At 72.7% G+C, this 16,594-nt stretch carries 15 protein-coding genes; 6 read left to right on the top strand and 9 right to left on the bottom strand.

All coding sequences use genetic code 11. The annotated features are described in order from the left end of the window. Nucleotides 1–6 precede the first annotated feature (6 nt). The 5 genes from ABT336_RS01520 to ABT336_RS01500 form a co-directional block, all read right to left on the bottom strand. Nucleotides 7–1,239: a bifunctional RNase H/acid phosphatase gene (locus tag ABT336_RS01520; RefSeq protein ID WP_350894505.1), complete on the bottom strand. Its 1,233-nt coding sequence runs from the start codon at nucleotides 1,237–1,239 to the stop codon at nucleotides 7–9. A 3-nt stretch (nucleotides 1,240–1,242) separates the two neighbouring features. Then, nucleotides 1,243–1,980, bottom strand: a complete 738-nt coding sequence (locus ABT336_RS01515; RefSeq protein WP_350894504.1) for a zinc ribbon domain-containing protein — start codon at nucleotides 1,978–1,980, stop codon at nucleotides 1,243–1,245. Then, on the bottom strand, nucleotides 1,977–2,849 hold the full coding sequence (locus ABT336_RS01510; RefSeq protein ID WP_350894524.1) for a Nif3-like dinuclear metal center hexameric protein: 873 nt from the start codon (nucleotides 2,847–2,849) through the stop codon (nucleotides 1,977–1,979). Before ABT336_RS01510 ends, ABT336_RS01515 begins: the two co-directional genes overlap by 4 nt. A gap of 315 nt (nucleotides 2,850–3,164) precedes the next feature. Continuing rightward, on the bottom strand, nucleotides 3,165–3,752 hold the full coding sequence (locus ABT336_RS01505) for a flavoprotein (RefSeq protein ID WP_350894503.1): 588 nt from the start codon (nucleotides 3,750–3,752) through the stop codon (nucleotides 3,165–3,167). Beyond that, nucleotides 3,749–4,972 (bottom strand): helix-turn-helix domain-containing protein, encoded by a 1,224-nt coding sequence (locus tag ABT336_RS01500; protein ID WP_350894502.1) that lies wholly within the window; start codon nucleotides 4,970–4,972, stop codon nucleotides 3,749–3,751. Before ABT336_RS01500 ends, ABT336_RS01505 begins: the two co-directional genes overlap by 4 nt. A 239-nt stretch (nucleotides 4,973–5,211) precedes the next feature. Here ABT336_RS01500 and ABT336_RS01495 point away from each other — a divergent pair, with 239 nt between their 5' ends. Then, complete coding sequence (locus tag ABT336_RS01495) at nucleotides 5,212–5,883, top strand: bifunctional DNA primase/polymerase (RefSeq protein ID WP_350894501.1); 672 nt, start codon at nucleotides 5,212–5,214, stop codon at nucleotides 5,881–5,883. A 475-nt stretch (nucleotides 5,884–6,358) separates the two neighbouring features. Further along, on the top strand, nucleotides 6,359–6,622 hold the full coding sequence (locus ABT336_RS01490) for a DUF3040 domain-containing protein (protein ID WP_350894500.1): 264 nt from the start codon (nucleotides 6,359–6,361) through the stop codon (nucleotides 6,620–6,622). Nucleotides 6,623–6,637: 15 nt separating this feature from the next. Here ABT336_RS01490 and ABT336_RS01485 read toward each other — a convergent pair whose 3' ends face one another. Both ABT336_RS01485 and ABT336_RS01480 read right to left on the bottom strand, forming a co-directional pair. Next, nucleotides 6,638–7,681 (bottom strand): SWIM zinc finger family protein, encoded by a 1,044-nt coding sequence (locus ABT336_RS01485; RefSeq protein WP_350894499.1) that lies wholly within the window; start codon nucleotides 7,679–7,681, stop codon nucleotides 6,638–6,640. Next, nucleotides 7,678–10,857, bottom strand: coding sequence for an SNF2-related protein (locus ABT336_RS01480; RefSeq protein ID WP_350894498.1), 3,180 nt, complete (start codon nucleotides 10,855–10,857; stop codon nucleotides 7,678–7,680). The genes ABT336_RS01485 and ABT336_RS01480 overlap by 4 nt, the downstream gene beginning before the upstream one ends. Before the next feature lie 171 nt (nucleotides 10,858–11,028). Here ABT336_RS01480 and ABT336_RS01475 point away from each other — a divergent pair, with 171 nt between their 5' ends. Next, the gene (locus tag ABT336_RS01475) at nucleotides 11,029–11,232 is read left to right on the top strand and encodes a DUF8847 domain-containing protein (RefSeq protein WP_350894497.1); all 204 of its coding nucleotides are present in this window, start codon (nucleotides 11,029–11,031) and stop codon (nucleotides 11,230–11,232) included. A 106-nt stretch (nucleotides 11,233–11,338) separates the two neighbouring features. Continuing rightward, nucleotides 11,339–12,787, top strand: coding sequence for an argininosuccinate synthase (gene argG, locus ABT336_RS01470; protein WP_350894496.1), 1,449 nt, complete (start codon nucleotides 11,339–11,341; stop codon nucleotides 12,785–12,787). A 102-nt stretch (nucleotides 12,788–12,889) separates the two neighbouring features. Here the strand turns inward: argG and ABT336_RS01465 are convergent, their stop codons facing one another. Beyond that, a complete protein-coding gene (locus ABT336_RS01465) occupies nucleotides 12,890–14,053 on the bottom strand; it encodes a polysaccharide pyruvyl transferase family protein (RefSeq protein WP_350894495.1) in 1,164 nt (387 codons plus the stop codon). Between the two features lie 933 nt (nucleotides 14,054–14,986). Between ABT336_RS01465 and ABT336_RS01460 the strand changes: the two genes are divergently transcribed. Together ABT336_RS01460 and ABT336_RS01455 are read left to right on the top strand one after the other, a co-directional pair. After that, entirely contained in the window at nucleotides 14,987–15,295 is a 309-nt protein-coding gene (locus ABT336_RS01460; RefSeq protein ID WP_350894494.1) for a hypothetical protein, read from the top strand. Next, nucleotides 15,292–15,696, top strand: a complete 405-nt coding sequence (locus tag ABT336_RS01455) for a hypothetical protein (RefSeq protein WP_350894493.1) — start codon at nucleotides 15,292–15,294, stop codon at nucleotides 15,694–15,696. The genes ABT336_RS01460 and ABT336_RS01455 overlap by 4 nt, the downstream gene beginning before the upstream one ends. A gap of 166 nt (nucleotides 15,697–15,862) precedes the next feature. Here the strand turns inward: ABT336_RS01455 and ABT336_RS01450 are convergent, their stop codons facing one another. Beyond that, nucleotides 15,863–16,528: a 2'-5' RNA ligase family protein gene (locus ABT336_RS01450; protein ID WP_350894492.1), complete on the bottom strand. Its 666-nt coding sequence runs from the start codon at nucleotides 16,526–16,528 to the stop codon at nucleotides 15,863–15,865. Nucleotides 16,529–16,594 lie beyond the last annotated feature (66 nt).

The following is a 16,594-nucleotide window of genomic DNA, read 5'->3' as shown; positions in this document are numbered from 1 at the left end:
CCCTCCCTACGACGGGTGGTGGGAGGTGTCGTTGACGGTGCGGACGGCGATGCCACCGTCGGGCCAGAGGTCGACCACCGAGATGCCGGCCGCGTCCAGGAAGAGTCGGTGCAGGAAGGCGTCGGAGGCGGCCAGGGCGTCGCGCAGGGCCAGCTTGATCGGCGAGACGTGCGAGACCACCACCACCGTCTCCCCCGGGTACGCGTCGCGGAGCGCCCCGATCGCCCGCCGGACCCGGAGCCCGACCTCGGTGAAGGACTCCCCGTCGGGTGGGGCGATCCGGGTGGAGGCCAGCCAGGCGTCCATCTCCCCTGGCCATCCGTCGCGTACCTCGGCGAAGGTCCTGCCCTCCCAGACCCCGAAGTCGCATTCGATCAGGTCCTCGACGGTGCGGACCGGGGGGTTCCCGACGGCGGCGGCGATCGCGGCGGCGGTGGCCGTACACCTCGACAGCGGGGAGCTGACCACCGCCGCGACGGTGGGGGCGAGGACCGCCACCCGGGCTGCGGTGGCCTGGACCTGCTCGCGCCCCTTGGCGGAGAGCGCGACGTCACCGCGCCCGGAGTAGCGGCGCTGCTCGGTGTACTCGGTCTCGCCGTGCCGGATCAGGATCAGCCGGGTCGCGGTGTCGCTGGGGCGCGGCTCCCAGGAGGGTTTGACGGTGGCCGGGTCGGATCCGGCGGTACGCGTCGACGCCCGCGCTGCGACCTCCCGGGCCTGTGCGCGGGCACTGGACTCGGGTCCGGCGACCTCCCGGGCCGGTTCGGCGGCCCCTGACGTCTCCCGCCCCGGCTCGGCGGTCCGGGGCACCTCCCGGGGCGACTTGCCGGCGGCGGCGTCCATCGCGGCGTTGGCGAGGGCGTCGGCGTGCTTGTTGCGTTCCCGGGGAATCCAGGCGAACCGGACGTTGTCGAACCGGCGGACCAGCGCCGCCGCCTCGGCGGCCAGGGGGCGCAGCCCTGGGTGTTTGATCTGCCACCGGCCGCACATCTGCTCGACGACCAGCTTGGAGTCCATCCGCGCCTCGACCTCGACCGCGCCCACCTCGGCGGCGGCGGCCAGCCCGGCGATCAGGCCCCGGTACTCGGCGACGTTGTTGGTGGCCACCCCGATCGCCTCGGAGCGTTCGGCGAGCACCTCGCCGGTGCCCTGGTCCCGGACCACTGCGCCGTACCCGGCCGGGCCGGGGTTGCCCCGGGATCCGCCGTCGGCCTCGATGACTACCCTGCGCGCTCCCATCGGCTACAGCCCCGACTCGTTGGTCCGGACCATGATCCGCCGACAGTCCTCGCAGCGCACCACGTCGTCCGGGGCGGTCTTGCGGATGCGGGCCAGGTCGGCACCGGAGAGGTCCAGTCGGCACCCCCCGCACCGACCGGCGGTCAGCAGGGCCGCCCCCAGTCCGGTGTCGGCCCGGATCCTGTCGTAGAGGGTGACCAGGTCGGCGGGGAGGTCGGAGGCGAGCGGCGTACGGGCACCGCGCTTGAACTCCTCCTCCTTGCCGATCTCGGCAAGGGCGTCGTCGCGGCGCTGCTCGGTGGCGTCACGGCGCTGCCGGGCCTCGGTCAGCCGACCCAGGATGCCGTCCAGGACCCCCTGGGCGTCCTCGCGCTGCTGCATCAGCTCCAGCTCGGCGTCCTCCAGGTCGCCCTGGCGGCGGTTCAGGGAGACCAACTCGTGCTGCAACGCCTCCAGTTCCCGGGCCGGTACGCCCCCGGCGACCAGCCGGTTCTCGTTCTTGGTCTTGCGGGCACGGACCTGGTCGACGTCCTTCTCCAGCCGGGCGATGTCCCGGTCCAGGTCGTCGACCTTCACCTGGGCGCGGACCCGCTCGTCCTCCAACGCGGACAGTTCCCGGGCCAGCGCGTCCAGTTCGGCCAGCTCCGGCAGGATCCGCCGACGGTGGGCGAGCTGGGCCAGGTTCTGGTCGATCGCCTGGAGGTCGAGCAGGCGGCGCTGAACCTGCGGGTCTGCCTTCACGGGCGGGGCTCCTTGTCGTCGGGGGCGGCGTGCGGTTGGCGGGTCGAGCCGGGGTCCGGCGCGGCGGTGGGGCTGGCGGCGTGCCCGGTCCACGGATCGGTGGGCAGGTCCGACACCAGGGTCTCGACGCCGAAGGCGGCCCGCAGGTGCGCGGCCACGTCGTCGAGCCAGGGCCGTTCGGTGGCCCAGTGGGCGGCGTCGAGCAGCGCGGGACCGTCGGCGGCGAGGTGTTCACCGGCGGGGTGGTGACGCAGGTCGGAGGTGAGGTAGGCGTCCACTCCGGCGGCGGTGGCGCCGGCCAGGAAGCTGTCGCCGGATCCGCCGCTGACCGCCAGGGTCCGGATCTGCCGCCCGGGGTCGCCTGCGGCGCGTACCCCCCAGGCGGTGGGTGGGAGGACAGCGGCGGCGTGCCGGGTCAGCTCGTCCAGGGTCATCGGCCGGGGCAGTTCACCGATGCGGCCGATGCCGCGCCCCGACCCGGCGGCCGGGCTGCCCGGGTCCGGGGGTTGCAGGGGGCGCAGCCCGGTCAACCCGAACCGGGCGGCGAGGGCGTCGGAGACGCCGGGGGCGGCGGTGTCGGCGTTGGTGTGGGCCACGTAGAGGGCCACGTCGGCGCGGATCAGCCGGTGCACGATCCGCCCCTTCCAGGTGGTCGGGGCGACCGAGGAGACCCCGCGCAGGAGCAGCGGGTGGTGGGCGACGATCAGGTCGGCTCCGGCGTCGAGGGCCTCGGCCACCGTCTCGGGCACCACGTCGACGACGAAAGCGATCCGGCGTACCGGGGTGGTGGGCTCGCCGAGCACCAGCCCGACCCGGTCCCACTCCTGCGCCCAGGTCGGCGGGTAGCGTCGCTCCAGCTCGGCGACCACGTCCCGGACGGTCGGGGTGCCGGCCCGACCCACCGGCGGCGCATCGTTCCGGCCGGTAAGCGGCGCATCGTTCCGGCCGGTAAGCGGCGCATCGTTCCGGCCGGTCAGGCCGGTCAGGGGCGCATCGTTCGGGCCGGTCAGGGGCGCATCGTTCGGGCCGGTCAGGGGCGTGCCGGTCGGGCCGGTCGGCGACCCGGCGGCGGCTCCCGGTTCACCGGGTCGGGATGCACTTGTGCTCACGGCGGGCCAGCTTACCGGCGCGGCGTGGACATCGACGGACGCCGGGCCACCCGGGGCACCCGAAGTGCCTGACGATCACCGGAGCGCGGACAGCGGGGCCTGCCAGGGGAAGGCGTTCAGGTGGGCCTCACCGGCACCGGGCGGGTGCAGCGGGAAGTACGGGTCGCCGAAGAGCACTGTCACCCCCCACCCGCGCAGCCGGACCAGGCTGTCCCGGAAGGCCGGGTGGGCGGCCATCGCGGTGTTCGTGAACGGGACGGCGACGATCGGCAGCCCCTTGCCCTGCCCCTCGATCAGGAGACCGAGGACGAGGGTGTCGGTGATCCCGGCCGCCCACTTGTTCAGGGTGTTCACAGTCGCCGGGCAGACGATCATCGCGTCGGCGGAGGGGAGCAGGTCGGGGTCGCCGGGGTTCTTGTACCGGCTGCGGACCGGGTGTCCGGTCTGCTGGGCCAGGGCCGCCGGGTCGATGAACTTCGTCCCGTCCGGGGTGGCCACCACGCAGACCTCCCAGCCGTCGCGCTGGGCGGCCTCGACCAGCGTGCCGACGTTCCGGGCCAGCGGCGAGCCGCAGGTGAGGGCGTAGAGGACGGGTCGGCGGCCGGCGGTGGACGGAAGGTCGACGACCGGCGGCGGGCCGTCGGGCTGGTGCGGGACGCTCACACGCCCACCCCCATCTGTTCGGCGAGTTCGGCGAGGTGGCAGGGGGGAGCACCACGGGTACGCCGCAGCACGTCGGCGAGGACCTGGTGGGCGATCGGCCGACATCGGATCTCCGACGGGGACAGCCTGTCGCCCCGCAGGAGCATCTCCCCGGCGTTGCCCACGTCGCCGATCTGGGCGTACGCGCGGGCCAGGTCGAGGAGGTGGTGGGCGCGCCGCTCGGGCAGCAGCGCGTTGAACGCCGGCTCCGGGAGGCGTTGGTGGATCTCCACGGCGCGTCCCCCCTCGCCGAGCTCCACGTACGCGGCGGCCCGGTGCAGTTCGATGTTCGTGGGGCCGAACGAGGTCCAGTAGTGGTTGTGGTCCCCGCCGAGCTGGTTGGCGGCGTCCTCGGCCCCGTCGAGCAGGTCGTCGACGGCCGAGGGGTCGGGCAGCCGGGCGGCGGCCATCGCCCCCTGCAACAGCAGCTGCCCGTAGACGGACAACCCCTGCGGGGTGGAGTCGTGGTAGCCGGGGGCGAGGAGGTTGGCGATGTTGACGTTGAGTTCCAGCGCGGGACGGGGCCGCCCCATGGCGACCAGGGCGATCCCGACCCTGGTGGTGGCGATCCCGGCGAGCAGCTGGTCGTCGGCGCGCTGGGCGACCACTGTGGCCCGGTCGGCGGCGAGCCAGGCCAGGTCGCACTCGCCGATCTTGCGGAGCACCGAGGAGGCGATCTGGTAGACCTGGCTGAGCAGGTTGGCCGCCACCCGCCCCTGGTCCCCGGTGAACCCGGCGTCGGCGGCCTGGGTGTCGCGCAGCAGCTTCGGCAGCGCGCGGGTGAGCATCGCGTACCTGCCGTACTGGTAGGTCAGCCAGGCGTGCCGTACCGCCTTCTCCAGGTCGGGCAGGGGGGGCGAGTGGGCGGCGGGGGCGAAGTACGCGGTCATCTTGTCGTACTGCTCCAGGGCGGCCCGGATCTCCTCGACCTCGACCTGGTCGATGCCGTTGAGGGCGTCGGTACGGCGTTCCGGGTCCCGCCCGAGCAACAGGGACACGTCGATCTGGAGGATGTCGGCGATGTCGTGCAACACGGAGAACTTGTCGAGCCGGCGGACCCCGCGCTCCACCTTGTCCACCCAGCTCTTCGACTTGCCCAGCCGATCGGCGAAGACCTGTTGGGACAGTTTGCGTCGGCTGCGCCAGTACGCCACTCGTCGGCCGATGGGCAGTTCGTCCATGTCGGTCCTCCCGGCTCCGTGGGGGTCGGAGCTATCGATCACCGGCGTGGTTCGTCAACCCGCCGTTTTCACGTTTCCGCTGGTCGCACAGCAAGTACGTCGGTCGTACAGGTGGGGCTCGTAATTTTCGTGCAAGTTGCATCAGCCGTTCGTCCGTACAACGAGTAATCGCGGGGCGCAGTGACGGCGCTCGACGTATGAGCCGGCCCCGCGCGGGCCGAAGCGAGGGGGAATCCGAGATGTGGGGGAACGTCGGCCCACGGGCCGCGCAACTGTCGCCGCTGGAGCGGGTCCGGTTACGTCGGATCGCCGTGCGCTACGCCATGCACGGGTGGGAGGTGACCCCCGGTGCCTGTCTGGCCCGCAGCCGTTTCGTCTGCGGTCGCGCCGGGTGCCCCACGGTCGGCTGCCATCCGGCCCTGGAGAACTGGGAGCACGCCGCCAGCCGCGACCCGGCCCGGGTGGCCACCTGGTGGCGGGACCGGCCACACGGGGTCCTGCTGCCCACCGGTCGGGCGTTCGACGTCCTGGAGGTCTCCGCCCAGGTCGGCCGCCACCTCCTGGCCTCCGTCGGCACCCATCCGGCCGGTTTCGGCGTACGCGGCCCGGTGGTGGTCACCCCCACCGGAGGGTGGATGTTCCTGGTCCGCCCCGGTGACCCGCTCCGGCCGGAGCTGGAGTACGGCTTCCACGTCGTACGCCACGGCACCGGCTCGTGGATCCCGGCACCCCCGACCCGGCTGCCCGAGGGGCCGGTCCGCTGGGCGGTCGCCCCGGAGCAGGCCCGCTGGCAGCTGCCCGACTCGTACCTGGTCCAGAACGCGCTCATCGACTCGCTGCGCGCCACCGGGGTGACCTTCCCCGCCGAACTCGTCTCCACCCACCTGCCCCTTCCCCGCCGCGCCACCTGATCGTCGTCGGGCCCTGGTCCGCCCACCCGCCGGTCCGCCCGGCGTGCCACCTCCACCGCTGCGGACATCGACGCACACCCCCATTGACGGGGTTTCCCAGCATCTGTCGTGGAGGGTGCCGACCGCAACTGTCGTAAGCCCGACTCAACGTCCTGACCTGTGGAAAAGCCGGATCGAATGGCGGGAAACACCCGGGCTGCCCCGCGTGCCGCCCACCGACTGCCACACTCGGCACCCAACCCCCCGGTGCGTACGCGATCGGGACGAAAACCCGGCCGGGCCCACCCTGGCGTCGAAACCGCCACCATCTCGCCGAAACCCGCCGAGGTGCCGTCGGTGGTCGGCATCGGGCGTCGGCACGGCGGGGAAAGAAGGGGCAGCAGGAGCGCGTTATCCGCCACCCCAGCGGGTATGCCCGGGCACCGCTGAACGCCTGAGGGGACGCACCCCGCACGCCTGAGGGGAAGGCACCGCCATGCTCAGCAAAGAGGACCAGCGCCGGTTCGACGAGATCACCCGCCAGCTCAAGGCGAGCGATCCCGGCTTCTTCCACCGGCTCGACCAGCGCACCCGTGCCCGAATCCGACGCAGCCGCTGCCTGATGTTGCTGGCCGTCGTCCTGTGGGCGTCGCTGCCCGCCGTGACGGTGCTGGCCGGGCGGCCCGTCGGAGCCGTCTTCGCCGTGACCCTGCTGGCAGGTGCGGCAGTGACCTGGCGGTACCGTCGCCGTCTGCTGTGAAGGTGCTGGTGCAGGTCAGGGCCGCCCGGAGGGCTGGTCCGATCCCTCGTCGACCGGGTCTGCGAGGACCTGGTACGCCCGACGGAGCCGTTGCACCAACCCGGGTCCGCCGATCGCGGCACCCGGCGCACCGAGCTGACGCAGCAGCAGCTCGGGATCGGTGGCCAGGGTCGTCGGGCGGGCCGGCAACGGCACCGGCGCGACCCAGAACCTGTCGACGGTCGCCGACAGGGACACCGACTGCTGACCGGCGAGCGCCCGGTACGCCCCGACCGCCGCCACCGCCACCGGCGCTCCGTCCGACGTGGCGGCCCGCTCAGGACCTTCCGACGTGGCGGCCCGACCGGAACCGTCCGACGCGGCGGCCCGATCAGGACCGTCCGTGGTGACCTCCCGACCGGAACCGCCCGACGCGGCGGCCCGGTCGGGACCGTCCGGGGTGGCCTCCCGGTCGGTGCCGGTCGAGGCTGCGGCCCGGAGCTGTCGTAGCCGGGTGAGCAGATCCACACGGTGGCGGCCCCGCCAGTGCAGCAGCTCGAACGGGTCGGCGTCGAAGACCTCGGCGAGCAGGTAGAACGCGGCGGCCAGGTGCTTGCAGGGGACCGCGAAGTCCGGGCAGCTGCACTCCTGGTCCAGTTCGTCGACCCCGGTCGGGAAGAGGACGGCGCCCACCGAGGCGAACAGCTCCTCCAACTCGGCGGGCAGGTCCCCGGCGAGGAGCCGGGCACTGAAGAACGCCTGCCCCGCCAGCTCGGCCTCGATCCGGGTCCAGGTGTCGGCCGGGAACACCGGCAGTGCGATCCGGACCTGGTACGGCTTCGGCCGGGAGCCCTGCACCACTGCGGTGACCTGTCCCGGGGCGACGGTCAGGCTGACCACCTGCCCGGCGCGGGCGTACGACCGGCCCCGGGTCAACCGGGTGCCCAGGGCGAACGATTCGAGGACCTCGACGAAGCGCTGCGACCACCAGGAGACCCCGATCGCCCCCCTGGTGCTGCGGGCCCGCAGGCCGCCGTCGACCCGGCGGGGGCGGCCGTAGTCGGCGAACCTGTCGGTCACCGCGCCACCGCCCCGGCCTCCAGGGCGAACAACTCCCGCAGCCGGTCGGTGGAGAGTTCGGTGACCCACTGCTCACCGTCGCCCACCACCTGCGCCGCCAGGGCGCGTTTGTCGGCGATCATCGCGGCCACCTTCTCCTCCATCGTCCCGGCGCAGACGAACTTGCGGACCTGGACCCGACGGCGTTGCCCGATCCGGAACGCCCGGTCGGTGGCCTGGTCCTCCACTGCCGGGTTCCACCACCGGTCGACGTGCACCACGTGGTTGGCGGCGGTCAGGGTGAGCCCGGTGCCACCGGCCTTGAGGGAGAGGACGAACAGCGGCGGCCCGTCCGCCGACTGGAACCGGGTGACCATCGTGTCCCGGTCGGCCTTGCCGACCCCGCCGTGCAGGAGGAGCACCTCCCTGCCGAACCGCGCCGACAGGTGGGCACGCAGCATCTGGCCGAACTCGGCGTACTGGGTGAACAGCAGGGCCTTCTCCCCCGCCGCGAGGACCTCGTCGAGGATCTCCTCCAGCCGGGCCAGCTTCCCGGAGCGGCCGGGCAGCGGGGAGCCGTCCCGCAGGAGGTGGGCCGGGTGGTTGCAGACCTGCTTGAGCCGGGTCATCGTGGCCAGCACCAGACCCCGCCGTTCCATCCCCTCGCTGGACTCGATCCGGGCCAGCATCTCGTCGACCACCACCCGGTAGAGGGCGGCCTGCTCGGCGGTGAGGTTGCAGACCACCTCCATCTCCAGCTTCTCGGGCAGGTCGGTGATGATCGACGAGTCGGTCTTGAGGCGGCGCAGCACGAAGGGGCCGGTGATCCGGCGCAGCCGGGCGGCGGTCCGGGTGTCGCCGTGCCGTTCGATGGGCACCGCGTACGACTGTCTGAAGCTCGACGCCGCGCCGAGCAGCCCCGGGTTGGCGAACTGCATGATGGACCAGAGGTCGGCGAGCCGGTTCTCCACGGGGGTGCCGGTGACCGCCACCCGGTGTCGGGCGGGCAGCGCCCGGACCGCCTCGGCCTGCCGGGTCGCGGCGTTCTTGATCGCCTGGGCCTCGTCGACCACCACCCGGTGCCAGTCGATCCCGGCCAGCTCGAACGCGTCCCGGGCGGCCACCGAGTAGGTGGTGAGGACCAGGTCCGCGTCGTGAACGGTCTCGGCGAACGCCGCGCCGCGCGCCCGGTCGGCCCCGTGGTGCACGTGTACGCGCAGCTTCGGGGTGAACTTCGCGGCCTCCCGCTGCCAGTTGCCCACCAGCGACATCGGGCAGACCAGCAGGGTCGGCCCGGTCTGCGGGGGATCCCCGGCGAGGAAGGCGAGCAGTTGGACGGTCTTGCCCAGCCCCATGTCGTCGGCGAGGATCGCCCCGAGGCCGAGGGACTGGAGGAACGCCAGCCAGGCCAGACCCCGCCGCTGGTACGGCCGCAGGGTCCCGGTGAACGTCGGCGGCGGGTCCAGCGGGGTGAGCCGCCGCTCCGCGTCCCCGGCGAGCAGGTCACCGAGGGCACCGTCGGCGCTGATCTCCAGCACCGGCAGGGTGTCTGCGGTGTTCCCGTCGGCGAGCCCGACCCGGAGCAGGTCGGCGACGGTCAGCTCGCCACTGGAACGCAGCAGTCGGAGCCCGGCCGCCAGCCGTTTCGGATCGAGTTCGACCCATGTGCCGCGCAGGCGTACCAGGGGGGTCTTCAGCGCGGCCAGCGCTGCCAGTTCGTCGGCGGTCAGGGGATGCTCGCCGAGGGCGACCTCCCAGCGGTAGTCGACCAAAGCGTCCATCCCGACCTTGCCGGTGGCCCCGGTGACAGTGCCGGGGGCGGTGCGGCTGCGGGCCTGGAGGCGGGCGCCGAGGCGGGCGGAGGGGCGACGCCACCAGCCGGGCAGCAGCACCCCGAACCCGGCGGAGTGCAGCATCGGGGCACCCTCCCGCAGGAACCGGTACGCCCCCTCGGCGTCCAGGTCCAACCCCTGCGGGGCGGCGGTACGCAGTGCCACGTCCAGTTCGGGCCAGAGGCGACTGGCCCGGCCCAGCTCGGCGAGCAGGACCTCCTGGGGCGGATGGTCCGGGCCGGTCAGCCCGCCGACCGAGGCGCTGTGGTCCTGCCAGATCTGGGCGGCGGTGAGGTGCTGGTCGGGTCGGTCGGCGACCTGGAGCCCGAACTCGACCCGCCAGACCCCCGCCGGGTCGCCGACCGGTTCGAGCCCGAGCCCCGGATCCGCCTCCGGGTGGTCCTCGTCCTCCCCGGCCGGCTCGACCAGGCGGAACCCGGCCCGGACCGTCCCACCGGCGGCGTCGCGCTGCCAGGCGTCCAGCTCGGTACGGAGGACGTCGACGGCGTCCCGGTCGGCGGTGAACCAGGGGTCCGGGCCGGTCAGCGCGGCGAGCCAGGCCGGGGCCGCCCCGCTGCGGGGACCACCCCGGGCGAGGGCTCCTCGGCCCAGCTCGGCCCGGGCCAGGGCGGCCCGGGTGGCGGCGTCGGTCATCTCGTCGAGGACGTCGGCGACCAGGGCGCTCCCGGTGTCGGACGGGCCGGTACGGGACCCGGACGGGTCGGTACGGGGGTCGGCGGCGGCGCATACGGCGGGGGGCAGGGCGAGAGCGAGGGCCCGCACCCAGGCGACGTCACCGCCGGTGAGCAGGGGCCGCCAGGCCGCACGGGGCCGGTCGTCGGGGTGGAGCTGCTGTGCCACCACCGGAAGCACCCGACCCCTGTCGACGAGTTCCCCGGCGAACCGGGCCACCTCCACCAGCCAGCGCAGCCCCGCCCCCGCCACCCACAGCCGGTCCGGGTCGGGCGGTCCGTCGAGGGCGGTGAGCAGGAGGTGGGCGGCGGTGCTGTCGTACCGCAGGGCGGACACCCGCCACCCGGCGAGGCCGAGCCGACCGCGCAGCGGATCCTCGGCGGCGGTCCGGACCAGTTCCGGTGAGTCCACCGGGGAGCCGCCCCGGGTGGGCAGGTGGAGCAGGACCGTGGCGGGGCCGTCGGCCTGCGGGGTGGTGTCGTCGGTGGCGTGGGCCACCAGGTCGGTCAGGGTCGGCAGGTCGGTCAGGGTCGGCAGGTCGGCGGCGAAGGGGTGGGGGCGGTCCCGGGGTGGTCGGCCGGGGCGGCGGGGAGCCCGGGCGGGCAGGCTGCTGTCCTCCGCCCAGACGGCGAGCCCGGCACCGGGCAACCACACCCCGTGGACGACGAGCACCAGGCCCCCTCACGATGGACGACTGCCGAGGATATCGGGATCCAGGGGCTGCGACGGCGGGGGCGGGGCGGTGTCGCCGACCGGGGGCGTCCGCACCACCGGGGCGGGGCGTCCCGGTGGCCAAGTCGCGCATCCCCTGCGCCCGTCGCCGGGTCGGGGCAGGATGGGCGCATGGCTTCCACGGCACACATCCCCCTGGTCGGCGGCGAGGCCGACGGCGAGAGCGTCACCGTCGAGCTGGACCCGAACGGCCGCCCGCCGTTGACCTACCACCACCTCGGGGCAGCGGGGCTGGCCGGGGCGCAGATCTACGAGCTGGAGTCGGTCACCGAGGGGGACGGCTGGCGGTACTGCTGGCGCGGTCCGGCGGTCTGACCCGGGTCGCCTCGGATCAGGGGGCTGAGGCCCCCCTGATCCGGGGGCGGTGGACCCCCGGAAACCAGATTTGCATGGCCATGCAGTTCAGTGCATACTTTTACTCGTGTCCAAGGTTCTCACCTCCCTGCCCTCCGGTGAACGTGTCGGCATCGCCTTCTCCGGCGGCCTCGACACCTCGGTCGCGGTCGCGTGGATGCGCGACAAGGGCGCGGTCCCCTGCGCCTACACCGCCGACATCGGCCAGTACGACGAGCCCGACATCGCCTCGGTGCCCGGCCGCGCGCTCGCCTACGGGGCGGAGGTCGCCCGCCTGGTCGACTGCCGCGCCGCCCTGGTCGAGGAGGGCCTCGCCGCGCTGACCTGCGGCGCCTTCCACATCAGGTCGGGTGGTCGGGCGTACTTCAACACCACCCCGCTGGGCCGGGCCGTCACCGGCACCCTCCTGGTCCGGGCGATGATCGCCGACGACGTCCAGATCTGGGGCGACGGCTCGACGTTCAAGGGCAACGACATCGAGCGGTTCTACCGGTACGGCCTGCTGGCCAACCCGCAGCTGCGCATCTACAAGCCCTGGCTCGACACCGACTTCGTCACCGAACTCGGTGGGCGCAAGGAGATGTCGGAGTGGCTCCTGGCGCACGACCTGCCCTACCGGGACAGCACCGAGAAGGCGTACTCGACCGACGCCAACATCTGGGGTGCCACCCACGAGGCCAAGACGCTGGAACACCTCGACACCGGTATCGAGACCGTCAACCCGATCATGGGGGTCCGGTTCTGGGACCCGTCGGTGGAGATCCTCACCGAGGACGTCACCATCGGGTTCGAGCAGGGCCGACCGGTGACGATCAACGGCAAGGAGTTCGCCAACGCCGTCGACCTGGTCCTGGAGGCCAACGCCATCGGCGGTCGGCACGGGCTGGGCATGTCCGACCAGATCGAGAACCGGATCATCGAGGCCAAGAGCCGGGGCATCTACGAGGCCCCCGGCATGGCGCTGCTGCACATCGCGTACGAGCGGCTGGTCAACGCGATCCACAACGAGGACACCCTCGCCAACTACCACAGCGAGGGCCGTCGCCTCGGCCGGCTGATGTACGAGGGCCGCTGGCTGGACCCGCAGGCCCTGATGCTGCGCGAGTCGCTGCAGCGCTGGGTCGGTACGGCGGTCACCGGCGAGGTGACGGTGCGGCTGCGTCGGGGCGAGGACTACTCGATCCTGGACACCACCGGCCCGGCGTTCAGCTACCACCCGGACAAGCTGTCGATGGAGCGTACCGAGGACTCGGCCTTCGGCCCGTCGGACCGCATCGGCCAGCTCACCATGCGCAACCTGGACATCGCCGACTCCCGGGCCAAGCTGGAGCAGTACGCCACCCTCGGGCTGGTCGGCACCGCCCCGCAGCGCCTCGTCGGCGCCGCCCAGGCGGCCTCGACCGGGCTGATCGGTGCGATGCCCGAGGGCGGGGCCGAGGCGATCGCCTCCCGGGGGATCACCTCCGAGGAGGACCAGGCCCTCGACCGGGCCGCGATGGAGTTCGGCGTCGACTGACCGGCGGCGCGGCGCGGCTCACCGGCGGCTGACCTGCTCACCGGCGGCGCGGCCCGGTTCACGGGCGGCGACCCGACCCGGCTCACGGGCACGGGGCCGGGTTCAGGGGCGGGTCACCGGCTCCTGGGCACCGGCCAGGGTCCGGGTACGGATGCTGTCGAGAACGGCCCGGGTGACCTGAGAGGTCCCCCGGGCCTCCTCGCACACGTCGGCCACCCGACGGGCTGTCGCCTCGGCCCGGGCCTCCCGCTCGTCCCAGAGCCGGTCGACCTCGGCCAACAGGGGACCCTCCACCTCCCGGGCCACCCCCTTGAGCGCCGGTACGCCGAGCCGTACCGCCAGGTCGAACACCTTCCCCGCGTACGGCAGGGGCAGGAAGGGGGTGCCGCTCATCGCGGCGAAGATCAGGAAGTGCAGGCGCATCCCGACGGCGATGTCGAAGTGCCGCATCAGCCCCAGCACCTGCCCCGGGGAGTAGTCCCCGTGCAGGATCCGACCCCGGTCGGCGGCGGTCATGTGCGACATCACCCCGTGCGAGTGCCGGATGTCGTCACGCTCCATCGGCACGAACAGGACGTACGCGTCGATCCGGTGGACCAGGAAGTCACCGATCTGGGCGAGGAGACGGTGGTACCCGTCGACGTCGAGGCGCTCGGCGGCCCGCCCCGGCTCCCGGACGCTCATCCCGACCAGTCGAGCCCCGGTCGGCACCCCCTCCTCGCGCAGCAGGTGGGTGGGGAACTCCTCCGGTTGCAGCAGGAACGCCGGGTCCCCGGTGACGGTGATCGGGTTGAGCAGACCCGTCTCCTCCAGCACCACCCGGGACTCCTCGTCGCGTACCGTCACCTCGATCGCCCGGGACAGGGTGTCCCGGACCATCTCGGTGTCCACCCCGTCGGTCAACGGCCCGGCCCCGACCGCGTACGTCAGCAGGGGCAGTCCCCGCTCCTGGGCGGCCCGGACCACCCGCATGTAGCGGCGGGCCTCCCGGTCGTAGAGGATCCCCCCGCCGCCGAGGATCAGCAGGTCCAGTTCGTCGAGGATCACCGACGAGTCGACCCGGCTGACCCCCTCCCACGGCACCGCCCGCACGTCCGGATGGGCGCGACGGGTGTGCTCGGGGTTACGGGAGAAGACGGTGATCCGCCCGTCGGGCTCCTGCTCGCGCAGGTCGGTGAGCAGGCCGGTGAGGATCGCCTCGTCGCCGAGGTTGCGCCCGCCGTAGGAGCCGAGCACCCCGATGGCCAGTCCGGTCCCGTCGCCCATGCCAGCTCTTCCCTTCGCCGCGATGCCCCCGGGTTCCCGCTTCCCGGGCGGACATGCGAACGGCGTCCACCGTCACCCGTCCACCGCCAGGACCCGGCCTACCGTGGGATTCCCGACAAATCCCCTTCAGGCGCGTCCCCGGGGCGTCGGGGAAATCTCCCGACCGAACCCGGGGGAAGGTGACGCGGGCGTGGTCGGTCTGCCGGCTCCCCTGGTGTCCGAAGGCCCGTCCCTCAGGGACATCGCGGCAACCTGGGCGACGGTCACCTCGTCTGTCGGACGACTCGGACCCGTCTGCCCGGTGCCCGGACCCGGTCGGCCGGATCGGGTGGAACCCCGGGGACGGCCCGGCGACCGCAGGGCGAAGCTCTCATCGGTCGCATTGCCGGCACGGATGGCCTTCTGCCGTTGCCGATGCCGCAGGCCCACCCGCTGCATGGCGGTGAGATTCTCGCCGTCGGGGTCGAGCCGCACCCGAGGATGGACAGGGCGGTCAACGCGGCCCTGCCTCGCCGGATCGCTTTTCGGCCGCCCGCTGGGGCGCGGTGCGAAGGCCGGGTCCAGGGGCTGGTCGGGTGGTGCCGCCTGACGTGCCCGGTACCGCAGTCCCGCCCGCTGCCGAGGCGTCAGCTTCGGATCGGTGGGGTCCAGTCGCCGCTTTCCGGTTGGGCTCGTCTTCGACGTGGGCTGCTCTGCCTGCGCCTGCCCGATCGGAGCCTCCACGGGATCCGGCTGGTTGAAGGCATACGCCGAGAAGTCGGGGTCGTCATGCAGGTCGTGGTCGTACGCGCCCGGCTGATCTGCCACCTCGTCGCCCTCCCGCATACCGCCCGCCAAGGCCGTTCCCGCCCACCGAAACCGTAACCGGATTCGGCTTTTCCCGTTACCCACGTGTCGGTACGACACCCGGTCGCACCGGGATAGGATGCCGGTATGACCGAGCGGTACCGCAAGTTGTCGATCTCCGTGCCGGAGGACGTGGCGGAACGCCTGGAACGCGAGGAGAACACCAGCGCTTTCCTCGTCGAGACCGTCCGTGCCCGGATAAGGCTGGACGAACTCGCTGCATTGCACCAGGAGTTCGGCATCGAGGTGACCCCCGAAGGGGTGGCCAATGCCCGCGCCCGCCGGGCTGCTGTCGAAGCCGAATGGACCCCGCAACGACGGGCCGCCGTGCGGGAACGCGCCCGCCAGGGAGCGCTCGACGAGCCCGGCCACCTGACCCAGCCCTCGGCCGCATGAGCAACGCCGACCAGCTACCCGTACGGCTCATCCTTGATCGGTCCGCGCTGTGTGCCTACGCCGCCGGCTCGATGCACGTCGCCGAGCCGTTGCACGAGGTCACCGAGGACGGTGTCCGGTTCGGCGTGCCATCGGTCGCCGCCGCCGAGGCCTTGGCGAGCATCGCCGATCCCACCGAACGGTCGCTCCTGCAGGCGCTGTTCGGGCGGGAGGCCTGCGCCATGCTGTCGACCTCCGGCGAGGACTGGCTGGAGTTGTCGTACTGGCGCAACCTCACCGGCCACCTCGACTGCGCCGCAGCCCTGGTGGCCGCCTTCGAACACGACGCATCCCTACTCACCAGCGACGGCAAGGCGTACGGAGACGAAGGCTTCCTGCCGGTGATCTACTTTCCCGGCTGACACGGGGACCCATCGCAGGAGTGGTTCGGCGTCGGCGGTGATCCCGCCGGGATCTCCAACAACGGCTTGTCACTCGGCTCGGCACTCCGCGACGATGTCGCGGAGTGCCGAGCGCACCACCGTGATGGGTCCCAACGGTTTGGCGGACGACCAGCCCCGGGGCAGATCACCCTCGGGCAGCGTCACGACTCCACTTCGAGCAGCACCCGATGCCCAACCGTTCCACCGTCGTCCACTCGTACATGCGGTAGTCCCGGTGGAACTCCAGGAACCCGATCCGGTCGAGGGCCACCGTGACAGGATCGACGTCGACACGGGACAGCGCCTCTGCGATGGGTCGGGACGGCTGGCCGGTGTTCGAGTAGGCGATGCTGACGTGCGGGCGGAACTGCGCTGGTGTCGCCTCGACACGGTCGTCACCGAGCACCTCGGTGACGACGTCACGGATGGTCGAGCGGACAGCTTCGATCGACTCCACCGGTGTGGCGGGCAGGTAGACGGCCTCCGGCCGGACCACCGGCCGGTGGAAGGTGACCACGGGTGTCGACAGCGCGGCCAGCCGGACGGACAACTGTTGCCGCAACTCCACAACCTCGTCGGAGCCCACCTCGTCCACGAAGCCAATCCCCTCAGTGGTCAGATGCAACCACCGACCGGGGATGAGATCGAGCCCCGAGAAATCCCGTAGTACGACCTGCCACCGGGCTACCAGGTCGACCAGAGCGCTCTGTGCGCCCAACTCGAAGTGACAGGCGTAGAACCGTCGGCCCACCCGCCAACCGGGTCGCCACCACCAGTGGTCCTGCATAGCCTCGACATGCTCGATGCTCATCTGCGCGCCCTAGATATCCGACAGTCCAGCAGCCTTCTCGGGTCCCTGCGACACCCCTTGGTCATC

The sequence above is a fragment of the Micromonospora sp. NPDC000207 genome (assembly GCF_040300925.1).
In the GTDB taxonomy this organism is placed as follows: Bacteria; Actinomycetota; Actinomycetes; order Mycobacteriales; family Micromonosporaceae; genus Micromonospora.
Note: the sequence above shows the minus strand (reverse complement) of the source record. Positions and strands in the feature narration are given on the sequence as shown.

Excerpts from the sequence above, each read along its gene's own strand:
- ABT336_RS01460 (WP_350894494.1), top strand. The coding sequence starts at position 14,987 with ATGACCGAGCGGTACCGCAAGTTGTCGATCTCCGTGCCGGAGGACGTG.
- ABT336_RS01465 (WP_350894495.1), bottom strand. The coding sequence starts at position 14,053 with ATGGGCGACGGGACCGGACTGGCCATCGGGGTGCTCGGCTCCTACGGC.
- ABT336_RS01490 (WP_350894500.1), top strand. The coding sequence starts at position 6,359 with ATGCTCAGCAAAGAGGACCAGCGCCGGTTCGACGAGATCACCCGCCAG.
- ABT336_RS01500 (WP_350894502.1), bottom strand. The coding sequence starts at position 4,972 with ATGGACGAACTGCCCATCGGCCGACGAGTGGCGTACTGGCGCAGCCGA.
- ABT336_RS01450 (WP_350894492.1), bottom strand. The coding sequence starts at position 16,528 with ATGAGCATCGAGCATGTCGAGGCTATGCAGGACCACTGGTGGTGGCGA.
- ABT336_RS01520 (WP_350894505.1), bottom strand. The coding sequence starts at position 1,239 with ATGGGAGCGCGCAGGGTAGTCATCGAGGCCGACGGCGGATCCCGGGGC.
- ABT336_RS01455 (WP_350894493.1), top strand. The coding sequence starts at position 15,292 with ATGAGCAACGCCGACCAGCTACCCGTACGGCTCATCCTTGATCGGTCC.
- ABT336_RS01475 (WP_350894497.1), top strand. The coding sequence starts at position 11,029 with ATGGCTTCCACGGCACACATCCCCCTGGTCGGCGGCGAGGCCGACGGC.
- ABT336_RS01495 (WP_350894501.1), top strand. The coding sequence starts at position 5,212 with ATGTGGGGGAACGTCGGCCCACGGGCCGCGCAACTGTCGCCGCTGGAG.